The sequence below is a fragment of the Halomonas sp. KO116 genome, assembly GCF_000734975.2.
GTDB lineage: Bacteria > Pseudomonadota > Gammaproteobacteria > Pseudomonadales > Halomonadaceae > Vreelandella > Vreelandella glaciei.
Window position 1 is genome coordinate 2469255 of sequence record NZ_CP011052.1, and the last position, 17210, is coordinate 2486464.

The 17210-nt window shown below is 56.4% G+C and carries 15 protein-coding genes; 4 read left to right on the forward strand and 11 right to left on the reverse strand.

Annotated elements, in window-relative coordinates; translation table 11 throughout:
- Nucleotides 1–30: 30 nt before the first annotated feature.
- From KO116_RS11525 to KO116_RS11555, 7 genes are read right to left on the reverse strand one after another with little or no spacing between them, the layout of a single operon-like run.
- A complete protein-coding gene (locus tag KO116_RS11525) occupies nucleotides 31–1293 on the reverse strand; it encodes a molybdopterin molybdotransferase MoeA (RefSeq protein ID WP_035558409.1) in 1263 nt (420 codons plus the stop codon).
- A complete protein-coding gene (gene moaB, locus KO116_RS11530; RefSeq protein WP_035558412.1) occupies nucleotides 1290–1868 on the reverse strand; it encodes a molybdenum cofactor biosynthesis protein B in 579 nt (192 codons plus the stop codon). Before moaB ends, KO116_RS11525 begins: the two co-directional genes overlap by 4 nt.
- A gap of 35 nt (nucleotides 1869–1903) precedes the next feature.
- On the reverse strand, nucleotides 1904–2725 hold the full coding sequence (locus KO116_RS11535; RefSeq protein ID WP_035558415.1) for a peptidylprolyl isomerase: 822 nt from the start codon (nucleotides 2723–2725) through the stop codon (nucleotides 1904–1906).
- A 39-nt stretch (nucleotides 2726–2764) separates the two neighbouring features.
- Nucleotides 2765–3448, reverse strand: a complete 684-nt coding sequence (gene narI / locus KO116_RS11540; protein ID WP_035558418.1) for a respiratory nitrate reductase subunit gamma — start codon at nucleotides 3446–3448, stop codon at nucleotides 2765–2767.
- 13 nt (nucleotides 3449–3461) lie between these two features.
- Complete coding sequence (gene narJ, locus KO116_RS11545; protein ID WP_035558421.1) at nucleotides 3462–4274, reverse strand: nitrate reductase molybdenum cofactor assembly chaperone; 813 nt, start codon at nucleotides 4272–4274, stop codon at nucleotides 3462–3464.
- The gene (gene narH / locus KO116_RS11550; protein ID WP_035558424.1) at nucleotides 4267–5829 is read right to left on the reverse strand and encodes a nitrate reductase subunit beta; all 1563 of its coding nucleotides are present in this window, start codon (nucleotides 5827–5829) and stop codon (nucleotides 4267–4269) included. Before narH ends, narJ begins: the two co-directional genes overlap by 8 nt.
- Nucleotides 5826–9608 (reverse strand): nitrate reductase subunit alpha, encoded by a 3783-nt coding sequence (locus KO116_RS11555; RefSeq protein ID WP_035558428.1) that lies wholly within the window; start codon nucleotides 9606–9608, stop codon nucleotides 5826–5828. Before KO116_RS11555 ends, narH begins: the two co-directional genes overlap by 4 nt.
- Nucleotides 9609–9892: 284 nt before the next feature.
- Between KO116_RS11555 and KO116_RS11560 the strand changes: the two genes are divergently transcribed.
- Nucleotides 9893–10339: an Rrf2 family transcriptional regulator gene (locus KO116_RS11560; RefSeq protein ID WP_035558431.1), complete on the forward strand. Its 447-nt coding sequence runs from the start codon at nucleotides 9893–9895 to the stop codon at nucleotides 10337–10339.
- Between the two features lie 55 nt (nucleotides 10340–10394).
- Here the strand turns inward: KO116_RS11560 and KO116_RS11565 are convergent, their stop codons facing one another.
- Nucleotides 10395–11606 (reverse strand): NnrS family protein, encoded by a 1212-nt coding sequence (locus KO116_RS11565; RefSeq protein ID WP_035558434.1) that lies wholly within the window; start codon nucleotides 11604–11606, stop codon nucleotides 10395–10397.
- A gap of 158 nt (nucleotides 11607–11764) precedes the next feature.
- On the opposite strand from KO116_RS11565, the gene hmpA reads away from it, so the two are divergent.
- The gene (gene hmpA, locus KO116_RS11570; protein ID WP_035558437.1) at nucleotides 11765–12937 is read left to right on the forward strand and encodes an NO-inducible flavohemoprotein; all 1173 of its coding nucleotides are present in this window, start codon (nucleotides 11765–11767) and stop codon (nucleotides 12935–12937) included.
- A gap of 14 nt (nucleotides 12938–12951) precedes the next feature.
- Here hmpA and KO116_RS11575 read toward each other — a convergent pair whose 3' ends face one another.
- From KO116_RS11575 to KO116_RS11585, 3 genes are all read right to left on the reverse strand, one after another.
- Complete coding sequence (locus KO116_RS11575) at nucleotides 12952–13365, reverse strand: SirB2 family protein (protein WP_035558440.1); 414 nt, start codon at nucleotides 13363–13365, stop codon at nucleotides 12952–12954.
- An 11-nt stretch (nucleotides 13366–13376) separates the two neighbouring features.
- On the reverse strand, nucleotides 13377–13769 hold the full coding sequence (locus tag KO116_RS11580; protein WP_035558443.1) for a hypothetical protein: 393 nt from the start codon (nucleotides 13767–13769) through the stop codon (nucleotides 13377–13379).
- A 70-nt stretch (nucleotides 13770–13839) separates the two neighbouring features.
- Entirely contained in the window at nucleotides 13840–14409 is a 570-nt protein-coding gene (locus KO116_RS11585; RefSeq protein WP_235272369.1) for a hypothetical protein, read from the reverse strand.
- A 176-nt stretch (nucleotides 14410–14585) separates the two neighbouring features.
- Here KO116_RS11585 and KO116_RS11590 point away from each other — a divergent pair, with 176 nt between their 5' ends.
- Together KO116_RS11590 and narL are read left to right on the forward strand one after the other, a co-directional pair.
- Entirely contained in the window at nucleotides 14586–16484 is a 1899-nt protein-coding gene (locus KO116_RS11590; protein WP_035558449.1) for a type IV pili methyl-accepting chemotaxis transducer N-terminal domain-containing protein, read from the forward strand.
- Entirely contained in the window at nucleotides 16484–17152 is a 669-nt protein-coding gene (narL, locus tag KO116_RS11595; RefSeq protein WP_027959366.1) for a two-component system response regulator NarL, read from the forward strand. Before KO116_RS11590 ends, narL begins: the two co-directional genes overlap by 1 nt.
- Nucleotides 17153–17210: the final 58 nt, after the last annotated feature.

Here is a 17210-nt window from a genome sequence, read left to right on the forward strand (position 1 = left end):
GAGGTCAGTGGCCACGATAGGAAAAGCTGTTCAAGCGGCGAACTGATTGATGGGGTAATAGTGATAGGTGGCCCCTTCAGTTACCTGCGTGGCGGGGTTAATCATTAAATAACCATGGGCCTGGCTAGCCGCGCTGAGCATATGCGAGCCCTGGCCGCCCGCTAACTGCACCACGGGAGTCCCCTGTGACCAATCCAGCTCCACCCGTAATAGCTCGCAGCGCCCTTGGGGGCCACGCTGAGAAAAGCCCGCTTTTACCGGGTAACACTGTAGAGCCGCTACGGCTCTACCTTGCATAGCATGAATAAACGGCAGCGCGAGCAGTTGCCAGCCCACCAGGGAAGCCACGGGATTACCCGGCAGCGCCATTAACGGTGTGGAGGAAGAAGGCTCCGCGCCCAGATAACCGAACGCAAAGGGCTTCCCTGGCTTCATGGCGACACCATGAAAATGTAACCCACCGCGCTGCTCGATCACCGGGCGTACATGATCCTCCTCGCCTACCGAAACGCCACCGGTGCACATCACCACATCTGCAGCGTTTTGTGCGTGCTCAAAAGCCTGATGCAATGACGGCGGCGAATCAGCGATGACGCCCAAGTCCAGCACATCGCACTGAGCTTGCGCTAGCAGTACGCTAAGCATGGCGCGATTGCTGTCGTATACCTGTCCCGGTGATCGTGCCGTACCTGGGGCAATCAGCTCATCGCCGGTGGAAAGCAGTGCCACCCTCAGGCGCCGTTTGACGGTCACGGCATTGATTCCATGGCTTGCCAGCAGCGCAATCGACGCGGCATCAAGAAGCTTACCCGCAGCGAGCAGCGGGGTGCCTATGCGAGTCTCCTCGCCCTGGCGGCGAATGTTAGCGCCTAGCACCAAGCTACCCTCGAGGTGTATATGCCCGCGCTGATCAAGGGTTACCCGCTCTTGAGGCACTACAATATCTGCCCCCATGGGCACCGGCGCGCCGGTAAAAATACGCGCGCAGCCTCCTTCTGGTAGCAGCATGACGCCTGCGCCAGCCGGTACGCGTTGAAGAATGGGTAAACCTGCACCGCCAGGTGCTGCTTGGTAATCAGCCAGACACAGTGCGTAACCATCCATAGCGCTATTATCCACACCTGGCATATCGAGAGGTGCGACCAGCGTTTCTGCCAGCACTCGCCCCGCCGATTGTTCTAGAGTGATGGTTTCTACTGCATTAATGGGCGTGGCTGTATCGATAAGCCGTTGGCGTGCATCAAACAGATCTAACAAGCCGGGCGTGACTATTTCTGCGCAGTGACAGTTCATAAGCGCTCCACCTCATTGGAAGAAGTCGCTTTCTGGCGTCCACTGCACGGGGTCGCTGAAGGCAGCACCATGGCGGCGAAGTTGCAGGGCCGAGTGCGGGAGTCCAGCTGCAAAGCGATTATTTTGTCCCACGCCAACGCACACGCTTTGGGCGAGCCGGGCATCGCAAACATCATCGTTCGGTTGGCCACCCCCGCTACGGCGCGAGACTGGATCGTCGCTGTGCCGATGGTCTTCAGAGAGTAGTGGCGGAACAGCTCGCCATACCCCTCAATCGCTTTGTCGAACAGCGGTATCAACGCTTCGGGGGTGGTATCCCTGGCGGTAAAGCCAGTGCCGCCATTAACAAGAATTGCGTGAATATCTGCTCGCGCAATCCATTCCGAGACCACGGCACGAACCTGATAGATATCATCGGCAACAATGCGCCTCTCTACCAGGCTATGGCCGCCTTCGCTCAGATATTTAACCAGCAGGTCACCGCTGCCATCCTCATCGAAGCCACGCGTATCGGAAACCGTTAGCACCGCGATGCCAAGCGGAGTGAAAAGAGCATCTTCAGGAACATGGGACATCAAGCCTCTCCTATTAGCTTTGCTATTGCTTCAAGCTATTGCATCAAGCTGCCGCCAGCATCGTCATCCAGAACAATTCCTTCAACGCCTATTTCGCTCTCTAACGCCAGCAAATAGTGACGCAGCGCGCGTCGCGTTGCCTGTTCCCGTAGGCTATGGCGCACCCGGTCAATAACTTGATCGAAAGGTAACGCCCTACCGTCTCGCCGCTCGTCAATACTCACCACATGCCAGCCATAGCGAGACGCCAAGGGGCGCTCGTGTAGACCTTCGGGCAAGTGCTGCAAAGCGCGATCCAACTCTGGAACAGTCTGCCCCGATACCAGCCAGCCCAAATCACCATCCAGCTCTTTTGAAGGGCACGCGGAGTGGTGTTGAGCAAATTCGGCAAAACGTTCGGGTATCTGCTTAAGCTGTTCGAGTAGCTTTTCGCCCAGCTGGTAAGCGTCGTCGCGACCCTGGGAATCATCGGGTGCGGCCGCGAGCAGGATATGCCGCACGCGTAACTGCACTGGTTCGCTGAAGCGCTCGCGGTGGGTCTCAAAAAAGCGCTGGCAATCGGCTTCCCCCGGTTCCGGCACCTCAAGCTCCTGTTCGAGCAAGGCAGCAATCGCCGCATCTTCCTGTGCTTCGCTAACTTCCTGTGTCGATAGTAGGCCCAGGACGCTAGCACGCAGGCGCAGTAGTTCCCTGACCACCAACGCCCGAGCTGCCTGAAGCTGGGCCTCCCCCGCCGTTTCGGCGGGGTGGTACTGCATCTCCAGCGCAATCGTTGCTTCATCGATGGGTGTGTCGCCGACACGTACCGGAGGCGGGGCGGCACCCCCTGGTAGTTGTTCGATATCAATCATCTGCATGTTATTTCTCCTCTAGGCCTGGACGTGCACAAGCCGGTTTTAACTGCGCCTACGGACAATCTGATAACGGCGAGTCAAATAGCCGAACGGCACGCTCCACACATGCACCAGGCGCGAAAACGGGAACAGCAGAATGATGGTCAGGCCAATAAAGATATGCAGTTTGTAGATCCACGACACATCCTGCATGTAATCCGCCGCACCGCCGCTGAAGAAGACTATCGACTGCGCCCAGCTGGAAAGCGTCAGCATCATTTCGCCGTCCATATGGCCCAACGAGAAGATGATGGTCACCATGCCAAGGCATGCCTGTAAGACGATCAAACCCAGGATCAAGGTATCCATTAAGCTCGACGACGCCTTTACGCGAGGATTGACCAATCGCCGATATAGCAACATGGCGCCGCCCACCACGCACATGGCACCGGCAATACCGCCGACCACGATGGCAATTAGCTGCTTGGTACCGGCATGCAGGAAAGGCGCGTAGACCCAGTGCGGCGTGAGCATGCCCACCAAATGACCAAAGAAAATCACGATAATGCCGATATGGAACAGATTGCTGGCCAGGCGCATGTTTTTTGAGGACAGCATTTGGCTGGAGCCGGTCTTCCAGGTGAACTGGCCTTGGTCGTAACGCACGAGACTGCCGACCAAGAACACCGTACCGGCCAGGTAGGGGTAATAGCCGTAGATAAGATGCTGCAGATATTCTATGAACATGGCGATTCTCCTTTTAGCGATCGGCCACGGTTGAGGAAGGGGAAGCGCTCCAGGCGGACGGCATGATTTTGACGGGGTCGCTGTGCACTGCTTTTTTGCGCTCGGCAAGCCGCCGCCCTTCGGCAGACTGCAGCGCGCAGTCTTCGTCAGAGGTTGCCGAGAAACGCACCGCTTCTTCTTCCCACACGGCGTCCAATGCTTCGGGCGTGTTGTCAGGCGCTTCTTTTTTGACCTGGGGCCGATGCTCTTCGACATCGTCCTCGGCCCCGATTAACGCCAACAGTGACAGCGGTATTAGCGCGTGATCCGCTCCCCGCTCCTCCAGTCGTGCGGTCAGCAGCGCCAAGATATGGCGTATTTCCCCCAGCCAGCGGCCGATCTCGGCTTCATCGCACATCGAGAGGTACTCAAGGAACACCGGCAGATGGTCGGGCAGTTCACGGGCATCCAGCTCGAAACCGGCAGCGCTGTATTCGGCCATCAGATCCACCATGGCCTGACCACGATCACGGGATTCGCCGTGAACGTGCTCAAATAGCAGCAGCGAGGTAGCGCGCCCCTTGTCGAACATGGCGACGTACTCGGCCTGCAGTTCAAGCAGGTCGCCCTCTTGGAGACGCTGACACCACTCCATTAGCGACGACTTGAGAGCCGCCCCCAAGCGGCTCTCGGCATTGAGGATTTCGATTAGCTCGCCACACGCATCCTGCAGTTCCTGGGTCGGGTAATCGAGCAAACGGGCCAGTACGCGTAGGCTACGCATGCCCTGTAGCGGCTCGAACGACGGCTCTACCGGGGTAGACGATTGGGTAGCGGCTTCAGTCATGACGAGACTCCTCAAGTTGTGGCTGCGGGTCGAAGACCTCTACCGGTTTTACCAACACGCTGGTCTGCTTACGGCCATTAAACAGGCTGGGCTGGCTCTCACCGTGGCAACCATCACCAAAGGTAAAGCCACATCCCCCCCGCTCGGGGAAGGCTTCGGTGGCCATTTCCCGATGGCTGGTGGGAATCACGAAACGGTCTTCGTAGTTGGCAATCGCCAGGTAGCGGTACATCTCCTCTACTTGGGAGACGCTCAGCCCCACGGCATCGAGCACTTCGGCATTGGGGGCGCCGTCCACATGCTTGCCGCGCATATAAACGCGCATCGCCATTAAGCGCTTGAGTGCCAACACAACGGGCGCCTCTTCGCCGGCTGTCAACAGGTTAGCCAGGTACTTCACCGGGATACGCAGTGATTCGATCTTGGGCAGGATGCCATCGAACTCTACATGCCCCGCCTCAGCGGCGGACTGAATCGGTGACAGCGGCGGCACGTACCACACCATCGGCAGCGTCCGGTATTCCGGGTGCAGCGGCAGTGCCAATCCCCAGTCGATAGCCATCTTGTAGACCGGTGAGGCCTGGGCGGCTTTGATAACGTTATCCTGGATACCATCCCGTTTGGCCTGGGCAATCACTTCCGGATCGTTGGGATCAAGGAAGATCTCGCGCTGGCGGTGGTAGAGATCACGTTCGTCAGGTGAGCTTGCCACTTCCTCGATACGATCAGCGTCATACAGCAGCACGCCGAGATAGCGAATGCGGCCCACACAGGTCTCGGAGCAGATAGTCGGCTGACCGGCCTCGATACGCGGGTAACAGAAAATGCACTTCTCGGACTTACCGCTTTTCCAGTTGTAGTAGATCTTCTTGTAGGGGCAGCCGGAGATACACATCCGCCAGCCGCGGCACTTGTCCTGGTCGATTAGAACGATGCCGTCCTCTTCCCGTTTGTAGATGGCACCGCTCGGGCAAGCCGCTACACAGGTGGGGTTCAAGCAGTGCTCGCACAGGCGCGGCAGGTACATCATGAAGGTGTTTTCGAACTGGCCGTAAATATCTGCCTGCACCTTGTCGAAGTTGGCGTCTTTACGTCGCTTGGCGAACTCGGTGCCCAGGATCTCTTCCCAGTTGGGTCCCCATTCGATCTTTTTCATGCGCTTGCCGGAAATCAGCGAGCGTGGGCGCGCCACCGGCTGGTGTTCACCGATCTTGGCGGTATGCAGGTGTTGGTAGTCGAAGGTGTACGGCTCATAGTAGTCGTCCATTTCGGGCAGGTCGGGATTGGCGAAAATGTTCGCCAGCACCCGCCATTTGCCACCAATACGGGGTTCTATCCGGCCATCGGTACGGCGCATCCAGCCGCCCTTCCACTTGGCCTGATTCTCCCACTCCTTGGGATAGCCGATACCGGGCTTGGTCTCAACATTGTTGAACCAGGCGTACTCCATACCTTCGCGACTGGTCCAGACATTTTTGCAGGTCACCGAACAGGTGTGGCAACCGATACACTTATCAAGGTTGAGAACCATGCCTACCTGGGAACGAATCTTCATTTCACGGCCTCCTGAACGCTGTCATTGCCTTCACCATCCAGCCAGTCAACGTGTTTCATCTTGCGCACTAACACGAACTCATCGCGATTTGAGCCGACGGTGCCGTAATAATTAAAGCTGTAAGAGAGCTGCGCGTAGCCCCCAATCATATGGGTTGGCTTGGGGCAGACACGGGTGACCGAGTTGTGAATACCGCCCCGCGTGCCGGTGACCTCAGAACCAGGGACGTTCACGTTGCGCTCCTGGGCGTGGTACATCATCACCATGCCCGCCTTGACCCGCTGGCTGACCACTGCCCGTGCCGCAATCGAGCCGTTGGCGTTGTAGACCTCGATCCAGTCGTTGTCCTCGATATCGATTTCCGCCGCGTCCGCCTCGGAGAGCCACACCACCGGGCCGCCGCGGTTGAGCGTCAACATCATCAGGTTGTCGGAGTAAGTGGAGTGAATGCCCCACTTCTGGTGCGGCGTGAGGAAGTTCAGCGCCTTGCTCTTGAAGCCGTTGTCGGCGGGAAGCCGGAAACCTTTGGCTGCCTTGGTATCGATGGGTGGACGATAGACCAGCAGGCTTTCGCCGAACGCGCGCATCCAGGCGTGATCCTGATAGAACTGCTGACGGCCACTTACCGTGCGCCAGGGGATCAGCTCGTGAACGTTGGTGTAACCAGCGTTATAGGAGACATGCTCATCTTCGAGGCCGGACCAGGTAGGGCTGGAGATAATCTTGCGTGGCTGGGCGACGACATCGCGAAAGCGGATTTTTTCGTCATGTTTGGGCCTTGCCAGGTGGGTATGGTCACGCCCGGTAATTTTGGAGAGCGCTTCCCACGCTTTTACTGCCACGGCGCCGTTGGTTTCGGGTGCCAGGGTCAGAATCATTTCGGCAGCATCGATAGCGCTGTCGATCAACGGGCGCCCTTTATGCGGGCCATCCAATTTGCGATGGTTGAGCTTGCCCAGCAGCTCGACTTCAGCATCGGTATTCCAGGCGATGCCCTTGCCGCCATTACCGATACTTTCCAGCAGCGGCCCAACAGAAGTGAAGCGCTCATAGGTGTCGGGGTAGTTGCGCTTGACTTCAATAAGCGATGGCATGGTCTTGCCGGGAATCGGCGCGCATTCGCCCTTCTTCCAATCCATCACCGCCGGCTGGGCCAACTCTCCAGGCGAGTCGTGCTGCATCGGCAGCGTGACCAGGTCGGTCTCTTCGCCCAGGTGGCCTACACACACCTTGGAGAATGCTTTGGCAATACCCTTGTAAATATCCCAGTCACTGCGCGATTCCCAAGCCGGGTCGGTCGCCGCAGTCAACGGGTGAATAAAAGGGTGCATATCGGAGGTATTAAGATCGTCCTTCTCATACCAGGTTGCCGTAGGCAGCACGATATCCGAGTAAAGGCAGGTGGTGGACATGCGGAAATCCAGCGTCACCAGCAGGTCGAGCTTGCCTTCCGGCGCCTCGTCACGCCATACGACTTCTTCAGGCTTCTGGCCGCCGAAGTCGCCCAGGTCTTTACCCTGAATGCCGTGTCGAGTACCCAGCAAGTACTTGAGCATGTACTCATGGCCCTTACCGGAGCTGCCCAGCAGGTTGGAGCGCCAGATGAACATATTGCGCGGGAAGTTCTCCGGTGCATCCGGGTCTTCCGCTGCAAAGCGCAGTTCACCGCTCTTGAGCTGCTGAACGGCATAGTCGGCAGTAGACATGCCCGCCGCTTCGGCTTTTTTCGCTAGGCGTAGCGGGTTAGTGTCCAGTTGTGGTGCTGACGGCAGCCAGCCCATGCGCTCAGCACGCACGTTAAAGTCAATCAGGCTGCCGGGGTAATCCTCGGCCTTGGCCAACGGCGAAAGAATCTCTTTGATCTCCAGCTTCTCGTAGCGCCACTGGGAGGAGTGACTGTAAAAGAACGAGGTGGAGTTCATATGACGCGGCGGACGCTGCCAGTCGAGGCCAAAGGCCAAAGGCGTCCAGCCAGTCTGCGGACGCAGTTTTTCCTGTCCCACATAGTGGGCCCAGCCGCCACCGCTCTGACCGATACAACCACACATGACCAACATGTTAATCAGGCCGCGGTAGTTCATGTCCATGTGGTACCAGTGGTTCATACCGGCACCGACGATGATCATGCTACGGCCGTTGGTTTTGTGAGCGTTGTCAGCAAACTCGCGGGCTATGCGGGTGCACTGCTCTGCTGAGACACCGGTGATTTTCTCCTGCCACGCGGGAGTATAGGGGCGAATTTGATCAAACGAGGTTGCGCCATCATCTTCGCCGTCGCCGACAAAGCCACGGTCGATACCGTAGTTGGCACACATCAAATCAAAAACGGTGACCGCCAGCATTTCGCTGCCATCGGCTCTCTTAAGCCTTTTGGCGGGCAAATTGTGAAATAGCAGGTCGTCAGCAGCACCCACGCCAGCTCCTTTGACATGCTCAAAGTGCTCGTGTTCGATGCCACCAAAGTAAGGGAACGCCACGCGCGCGACGCTGTCGTGATGGTCAGCCAGGCTCAGTAGCGGTTTGATTTCGGTGCCTGCGGCGTCCAGCGATTCCAGGTTCCACTTGCCCACTTCGTCGCCAGTTTCGCCCCAGCGGAAACCGATGGAACCGCGCGGAACCACCAGCTGGTCGCGAGTTTCGTCCCAGGCAACGGTTTTCCACTCGGGATTGTTTTCTTGACCCAAGGCAGCATCAAAATCGCTGGCACGCAGTTGGCGTCCCGGTGCGAAGCTGCCATCTTCACGCACTTCAAGTTCCACCAGGAACGGCATGTCGGTATAGCGGCGCACATAGTCGGTGAAATAGGCACTGGGGTTATCGAGATGGAACTCTTTGAGGATGACATGGCCCATGGCCATCGCCAGGGCGGCATCGGTGCCCTGTTTGGCGGACAGCCACTCGTCGGTCAGCTTGGAGACTTCGGCGTAGTCCGGGGTGATTGAGACCGTCTTGGTGCCCTTGTAACGTACTTCAGTAAAGAAGTGGGCATCCGGGGTACGCGTCTGGGGCACATTGGAGCCCCAGGCGATAATGTAGCCGGAGTTGTACCAGTCAGCGGACTCAGGTACGTCGGTCTGCTCGCCCCAGGTCATCGGTGACGCTGGCGGCAGATCGCAGTACCAGTCGTAGAAGCTCATACAGACGCCACCAATCAGCGACAGATAGCGACTACCCGCTGCGTAGCTGACCATCGACATGGCAGGAATCGGCGAGAAGCCGAGAATACGGTCGGGGCCGTACTGCTTGGCGGTGTAAACGTTAGAGGCCGCCACCAGCTCGTTGAGCTCGTCCCAATTACCGCGAACGAAGCCGCCCATGCCGCGAGCACGCTTATACTGTTTAGTTTTGGCGGGGTCTTCGACAATAGACGCCCAGGCGTCTACCGGGTCTGGGTTAGCCTTCAGCGCTTCGCGCCATAGCGCCAGCAGCGGCTTGCGCACTAATGGGTACTTCAGGCGATTGGCGCTGTACAGATACCAGGAGTAGCTGGCGCCGCGGGGGCAGCCACGCGGCTCATGGTTAGGCAGGTCGGGACGGGTACGGGGGTAGTCAGTCTGCTGGGTTTCCCAGGTAACTAAACCGTTCTTAACGTAGATCTTCCAGCTACAGGAGCCGGTGCAGTTCACCCCGTGGGTACTGCGTACTACTTTGTCGTGCTGCCAGCGGGCACGATAACTATCTTCCCACTGGCGGGATTCGCTGCGTAGCTCACCGTGTTCGTTGGCAAAAGGCTCGCGGGACTTGCGGAAGAAATTCAGCCGATCTATGAAGTGACTCATGGTCGATCTCCTGGCTCCTCGGAAATTTGCATACCCGACAGTGCGGGTTCCATGGAGTGGATTCTGCGTGATCGACAAGCGAATTACTGCGTGATTACCTCCATATACACCCTGTCTACCCCCAAGGTGATAGAGCGGCCAACGTAAAGGAATAGACGCTGGGTGTTGTTGAAATTACACCGTGCGCCGCGCGCCAGTGTTGGCTTTTCTCATTGCAACTTACTGAACATTCATACAACATACTTGTTTAATAACTAGCTAGCCCTCGGAGCAAAGCTCACTCCATGCATCTCACCCGATTTACCGATTATTCGATACGCGTATTGATTTTTCTCGCTGTAAAGGGAGAAAAGCGCTCAACTATTAATGAGATCGCAGAGACCTTTGATATCTCCCGCAATCATTTGATGAAAATCGTTCAGGAGCTTAGTCAGAAGAACTACGTTACCGCTATTCGTGGCAAGAATGGCGGCTTACTGCTGACACGTGACCCCGCAACCATTGGGTTAGGCGAGCTGGTACGCGAGATGGAAAATGACATGGCGTTAGTGGAGTGCTTTCATAGCGACAATGCCTGCATCATTACACCAGCATGTCGCCTTCAACCGATTCTTAATGATGCACTGTCAGCATTTCTAGACGTGCTCGACCGCTACACATTGGCCGACCTGCTGGGCAGCCAACAATCTCAATTGGCGCAACTTATGCGCATTCCTACCGTTAGCACTTAGCACTTAGCACTTAGCACTTAGCACTTAGCACTTAGCACTTAGCACTTAGCACTTTCTAGCCATCCTGACCGTCGACTCGCGCCTGCATCAACGGCCAAGTGTAGTGCACGACGAATATTGCGTAGGCCACGCACCAGAAGATGATGCTCAGCGTATAGGTCCAGTGGGTGATCTGGGGAAATAACGCCAAGACGGGTGAGCGCACCAAGGCGGCTATTAGCATTAAGCCCAGCGCCACACCAATACCGGGCAAAGTGCGTATGGGGCGGCCCGTATGACCTAGCGAAACTCTGGCCATCATGGCCAGCATCATGGTGCCCATGCCACCAATGGTCAGGGCGTGCACGGCAAGTTCAACGCGCATCAGCCCCATGAGTGCCAAGACCCACATGACAAGACCTAGCGGAATGCAGGCGTAGCTGCCGTGCAGTCCCCAAAGTAAAGGTTCACGCCAGCTATGCAACCCACCCCAACGCGCCATGCGAACAGTGTTGGCCAACGCCGCTAAGAGCATCACTCCCCCCATTAATAAAGCAGGAATGGCAACCCCCAACATGATGACCAACTGCAGCACGACTACGCCAGCCGTACTCACCAGCGTCACTCCTTCGAGCAAAGCAATAGGTTCAGGTTTGGTGCGGCCCAAACGATTGGCAGTGAACATGGCAATCACACGTCCGCCCACTACGGTCATCATCAGTGTGATTAACAGTACGGCCAAGTAGGCGGCTTGGCGGATCAGCTCGGCGTCACCCTGCATCACCCCTAAGTGCATCGCCAGGTTAGCCGTGGCAAACAGCAACAGCACAGGTATAAAGATCAAGTTGCGCCAACGCTTTGCGGTAATAACCAGACGCGCCATAGTAATGGCGACCACTGGAAGAAATGCAAGGTCAACCGCCAGCAGCAGCCATCCTGGCAAATCCATGGGAAAAGCCATCAGCACTCTACCCAATAGCCATAGCACCACCAGACCCAGTAGCGGCGCGCCGCTTAAGCTCGGCAATCCGGTCCAGTTGCGTACGGCAGTAAGCAAAAATCCCGCTACCACCGCCGTGGCAAAGCCAAACAGCATCTCATGCTGATGCCAGAACACCAGGCCTCCATAAGGTCGCAGCAAAATATTGCCGTGCCAGAAGCCCAACCACACCAATAGGGACACCACGCTAAACAGCGCGGCCAGCAGAAAGAAGGGCCGAAAAGCCAGACGCATTAATGGCAGATGCTCAACCTTAGAAGCAGGCTGGGATGAGGTGGTCGTTGGCATGGCGTAATCCCGACTAAATTACTTGGAAATATGATTGTGCGCCTAGCCATCAACAAAGACCATGACATGTATCAAAAATACATCTTATGGCTGGCGTTTATAGACCCAAGGCATTAAGATTCATTTTAAATACTTCTTAATATGCCGAGGGATTAACAGTGCTAACACATGAGCAGGAAAAACTGATCAACGCAACCGCTCCCGTCGTGGCCGAACACCTGAATGCGATTACCCAGCGCTTCTATCCGCTAATGTTTACCCGCTACCCAGAGGTCAAACCGCTCTTTAATGAGGTTCATCAGCAAAGCGGTGGTCAGCCCCGTGCCCTGGCCAACGCTGTTTTGGCCTATGTCCAACTACGCAGCAACCCAGCTCAGGCGCGGGCCACGCTGGATGTTGTGGTCAGTAAACACATCTCGCTAGGCATTCTCCCTGAACAGTACCCTATCGTCGGTGAATGTTTGCTGGCGGCGATTGGCGAAGTACTCGGTGATGCCGTGACACCAGAAATCGCCGACGCCTGGGGCGCTCTGTATAAAGAGCTCGCCGCTCTTTTGATCGATCTTGAAGATCAGCGCTATCGTGAGTTCGAGCAGCGCCCAGGCGGCTGGCGCGGCACACGTCGTTTCACTATCGCCAGTACCCAGCAGGAAAGTGCCTTAATTCGTTCTTTTATCCTTGAGCCCGAGGATGGGGAACGCGTGGCTGATCACGAGCCAGGCCAGTATATCGGTGTACGACTAACCATTAATGGCGAGCGGGTTTATCGGCATTACAGCCTCTCAGATACGCCAAATGGCCAAAGCTATCGAATCTCGATCAAACGCGAAGAACAGGGCCAAGTAAGCCGCCACTTCCACGATGTTTTACAACCAGGCGATATCTTGGAACTGTTACCACCAGCTGGTGACCTTACCTTGGTTGAGGGTGACGAACCCCTGCTGCTTGCCAGTGGAGGGGTTGGGCAAACGCCTCTACTTCCCATGGCTCGCCATGCCTTGTCACTTGGGCGGCAGGTCATCTATCTACACGCCGCCTTGGATGCCGAGCATGATGCCTTTAAAGGCGAATTAGAAGCGCTAGAGAGCGAGTACCCTGAACACCTTCAGGCTGTCCGCATTCATGAGCGCGGCAACGAAGCCGAGCATATTGGTCGTATCGACCGCAGTTTATTAGCTCACTACCTACCAGACCTTAAGACACGCTGCTATTTTGTGGGTCCCCAAGGATTTATGACGGCAATCAATAGTGCTTTGTCTGAATTGGGTGTCGATGAGGATCGCCGCCACTTCGAGCACTTTGGCCCCTCGCGCCCTCTCGAAGCAGCCTGACACCTGTCCCCTGGTTAGAGCTTAGGGTTTATTGCCCTAACCCATGCCAACCAGGAAAGCGGGCTGTGGCAAATAGCGGCCCCCATCATATAGGCGAAGATGGCCAACGCCACTAATGCTGCCAAGGCTCGCACCGTTGGCGTTGCCCCGCGCTTAATCGCAATGGTGCCAATACCGATATAGGCCAGCAGCGCCAGTAACTTGGCGCCAAGCCAAGGAAGCTGCCAGGGCCATACGGAAAGCAATACCATCAAGGTCACCCCAAGCCCCAGCAAGGCCGTGTCGATGAGATGGGGCAATACCTTGACCCAACGGGCGTTGAGCCGCGGGCTTTCCTGTACCGACCACCAGGCGCGCACTACGAAGAGCGTGATGCTCAGCGCAGCGGCCGTCATGTGCAGGTGCTTGATGAGGAAATAGTGCTCCATGGTAGCCGTCCCTAACCAACGTCAACCGCATCGCCGTGATGATCGAGAGCTAGATAGGCGGTGATATTACCCATTTGCAGCGACTCCATCATACGCTGGAGCTGCCGTTCAACCTCGGTATCATCTTCTGGATCGTCCATGGCTGCAGCGAAGACTAGATCCCATTCGATCTCGGTACGGCGTGACTCTTCGACCAACACCGCCATGCTGGTCAATTCCTCCGTCGACTTATCTACGCATACCACAGGCACCAACACACCCCCTTCACCCTGTTCGAAGCGGCGCCGCTGGTCAGCATCAGGGAAATCAGGCAGCTCTGCGCGAACGAACACAAACAGCAGTCGCTGGGGCTTAGGTTGTTTACGTGCTTCCTGCAGTAAATCGGCAAACGTCGCTATGGTCATAAAAGGAGCCTTATCGCTAGTAGTTAAGAATCAGTAGTTAAGAATCAGTAGGTGAGACTAGTAGATGACGTTACTCGGGTGACTCTACAAAAAGCCATAGCAGCAGCATTATCATCAACAGTGGGATCAGCAGACTGAATGGCGCTGCGCGCCAACCATAGGCTTGGACGACCAGGGGCGCCATCCGCAAGGAAAACCCTACCCCCGCCGCTAAAGCCAGAAAAAGGGCGACACAAAGACTCACCCAACGACCAGGCATCCAGCCTTTGGCGTGGGCGATGCCGGTCGTAATCACCGCACCTCCCAGTCCAAGCCCAGCCCCCACTAACAAAAACTCCCACGGTCGGCTAGCCATCCCAAACCCGCCCAGCGCCAACGCTAGCCCCAGTAATAGCCACTGCATCAAGCGGCAGGTGTCTCCCCGCCTGGCGATATACCAAGCCGGCCAAGCCAACAGCACACCGCTACTCAACGGTACCAGCACATAGAGGGGTTGTTTTGCGAGCAGGGCATAAAGTGTCCAGCCAGCCACCGCTAAAGCGCTTGCCAGTGGCATTAACAGCATAGCTACCAGTATTTGATAACCATCGACTGGCTGTTTTGATGTCTCCAACGTGGGAGGCGGCACAGATGATGGCATGGCGTTTCCCAGCGAGGGTATAAAGACATCGGAAGACATGTAAGAATTGTCTGTAAATACTGGGCGTAGGTCAAAAAACATCGGAGGTAGGTCGGCTAACCCCAAAGGAATAGCCCTCGTATCGAAATGCAGACAGTGCCACACTCCCTTACCTCTTCCGCGCTATCGGAAATGCCATGAAATTACTTCAGCGCTCCCTGGTTGCTCGCATCATTGCGTCCTTACTTGCCATTAGCGGGATGGCCCTTATCAGCATCACCCTGACCATGGCAATGTCTAACAGCAGCCGTGGCGATGCGGCCGCGATTAATGTCGCTGGCTCACTACGCATGAATGCCTATCAGATCATGGGGGCATTGCAACGCCAGGAGTATGCTCCAGAGGAGACAAGCGAAGAGCAGCTCGAAGGTCTGATTTCGCGCTTCGATCAGCGTTTGCATGGCACAACGCTACAACAAACAATCCCTGCTGATGATAGTCATGAGCGCCGCCGTCAACTGGAGAAACTTCAGGTTTACTGGCAGCACACGCTTCGTCCGGCACTAGAGGCACCGTCCCCAGCCACTGCGCTTGACCTCGATACGCTAGAAATGATGATCGTGGCGATGGTCAATGACATTGAAGTGCTGGTGACCTATTTGGAAGAGAGCACGGAGGCCAAGGTGCGGCTGCTGGGGATGATGCAAGTGCTCTTTCTGGTACTGATCGCTATTGTCGTTTCGATAGCCCTCTACGATGTTCGCTTCAATCTGGTAGTGCCTTTGCGTCAACTGATGGTTCTTGCCCGCGAGGCGGCACAGCGTAACTTCAAGCCGCGTTCACAGCTTCGCGGCAGCGACGAGTTGGCTTTGTTGGGCCATACCTTTAACAAGATGTCTGCCGAGCTGGCAACAAGCTACGCCGCATTAGAAGACAAGGTGTCGCGCAAGAAGCAGGAGCTTGAACGTAGCAATCAGGCGCTGCGGGTAATGCACGATGCCAGCCGCTCGCTGTATGGGGGCGGTAATGATCTCTGCTCTAGCGCAGCGCCCATGTTACGCGAACTGGAAAAGCTGCTGGATATCGGGCCGATACGGCTTTCTCTCAACGATCCTTTCGACCAACGGGAAATGCCGGTTTTAGAAACCCACTCGCGTACCCGACCAGAGTATTGTCGTGACCAGGAGTGTCACGCTTGCCTGATCGATCCTCGCCCCTTGGAGATGGTGTCCAATAACCAGTCACAGTGCTTACTGCTACCGATTAGCGTAGGCGATACGCTGCTAGGTACCCTGGAAGTGTGGTATCCCCAGGAGCGCCTCAACGATAGCACCCGTCGGCTGCTCACCATGTTAGCCGACCAGCTCGCCACGGCGGTGTACCTGCAGCGACGTATCGAGGAGCAGCAGCACGTTACGCTGATCAACGAGCGAACCATCATTGCGCGGGAACTTCACGATTCTCTAGCCCAATCGCTCTCTTATCTCAAAATGCAGGTCGCTCGACTCGAACGCATGCAGCAAAAAGAAGCCACCCGAGAGATGCAGTCTGCGGTATTCGACGAGCTGCGTACCGGCCTAAACAGCGCCTATCGTCAGCTACGTGAGCTGCTCACTACCTTCCGGCTCAAACTTGAGGGACCGGGGCTGCAGTTTGCCTTACGCCAGACCGTCGATGAGTTTAGCCAGCGCATGGAGGTAACGGTCGAGCTTGAGTACGATGTGCCGCCTTACCTACTTAACCCCAATGAAGAAATTCACGTGCTGCAGATCATTCGCGAGGCGCTGGCCAATACCCACAAGCACGCCCAAGCCCACTGGGCTGGAGTCACTGTGCGCTTCGCCGATGCTCGCCTGCTAGTGCGTATTGAGGATGACGGCATAGGCCTGGAAGACGATAGCTCGCCACCTATGCACTACGGTTTGGTGATCATACGCGACCGAACCACTACCCTGAACGGGGAGCTAAGTATCACCAATCGTCCCACAGGGGGGGCCAGCATTGAGATAGTCTTCACCCCGTTGACCGCTCGCTTAATTCAGCAGCAGCCTGTGACGGCTGCCTCCGACTCTCACTTAGGTACAGGGACTTCTTAATGACGCTGACCACCGCCAACGATACACCCGCCAGCCTGATGATTATTGATGACCACCCGCTACTCCGGCGTGGCGTCGCTCAGTTGCTTGAGCTAGAGGACGATCTTGAACTGGTTGGCGAGACGGGCGACCCTGAAGAAGGCATTGCACTGGCCCTCAAACTTGAGCCTGACCTGGTTTTACTGGATTTAAACATGCCGGGCGTCAATGGCTTAGAAGCCTTGCGCCGCCTACGGGAAGCCAACTATAGCGGCCGTGTGGTGATGTTCACTGTTTCCGACCATGAGGATGATGTTGTCGCCGCACTGCGTAACGGTGCCGACGGTTACCTGTTAAAGGATATGGAGCCTGAAGACATGGTTCGCCAACTGCGTCAGGCTGCTTTGGGGCGCATGGTCATCAGCGAAAGCCTGACCGCCCTACTCGCTGAAGCCCTGCGTAATCAGCGCAATGCCCCCACCACCCCGGATATTCATAGCCTAACGCAGCGTGAACGCGAAATTCTGCAACAGCTTGCTGGCGGACTCTCCAACAAGCTCATCGCGCGCAAGCTGGATATTACCGAAGGCACGGTCAAGGTTCACGTCAAGCACCTGCTCAAAAAGCTCAACCTACGCTCACGTGTCGAAGCCGCCGTCTGGGCAGTCCAGGAAGGTATCGATCACTAGTCGGTTCTGTGTGGTTACCTCCAAAGACTCCCAGAATACTTTTGCTCTGCCCCGCCTT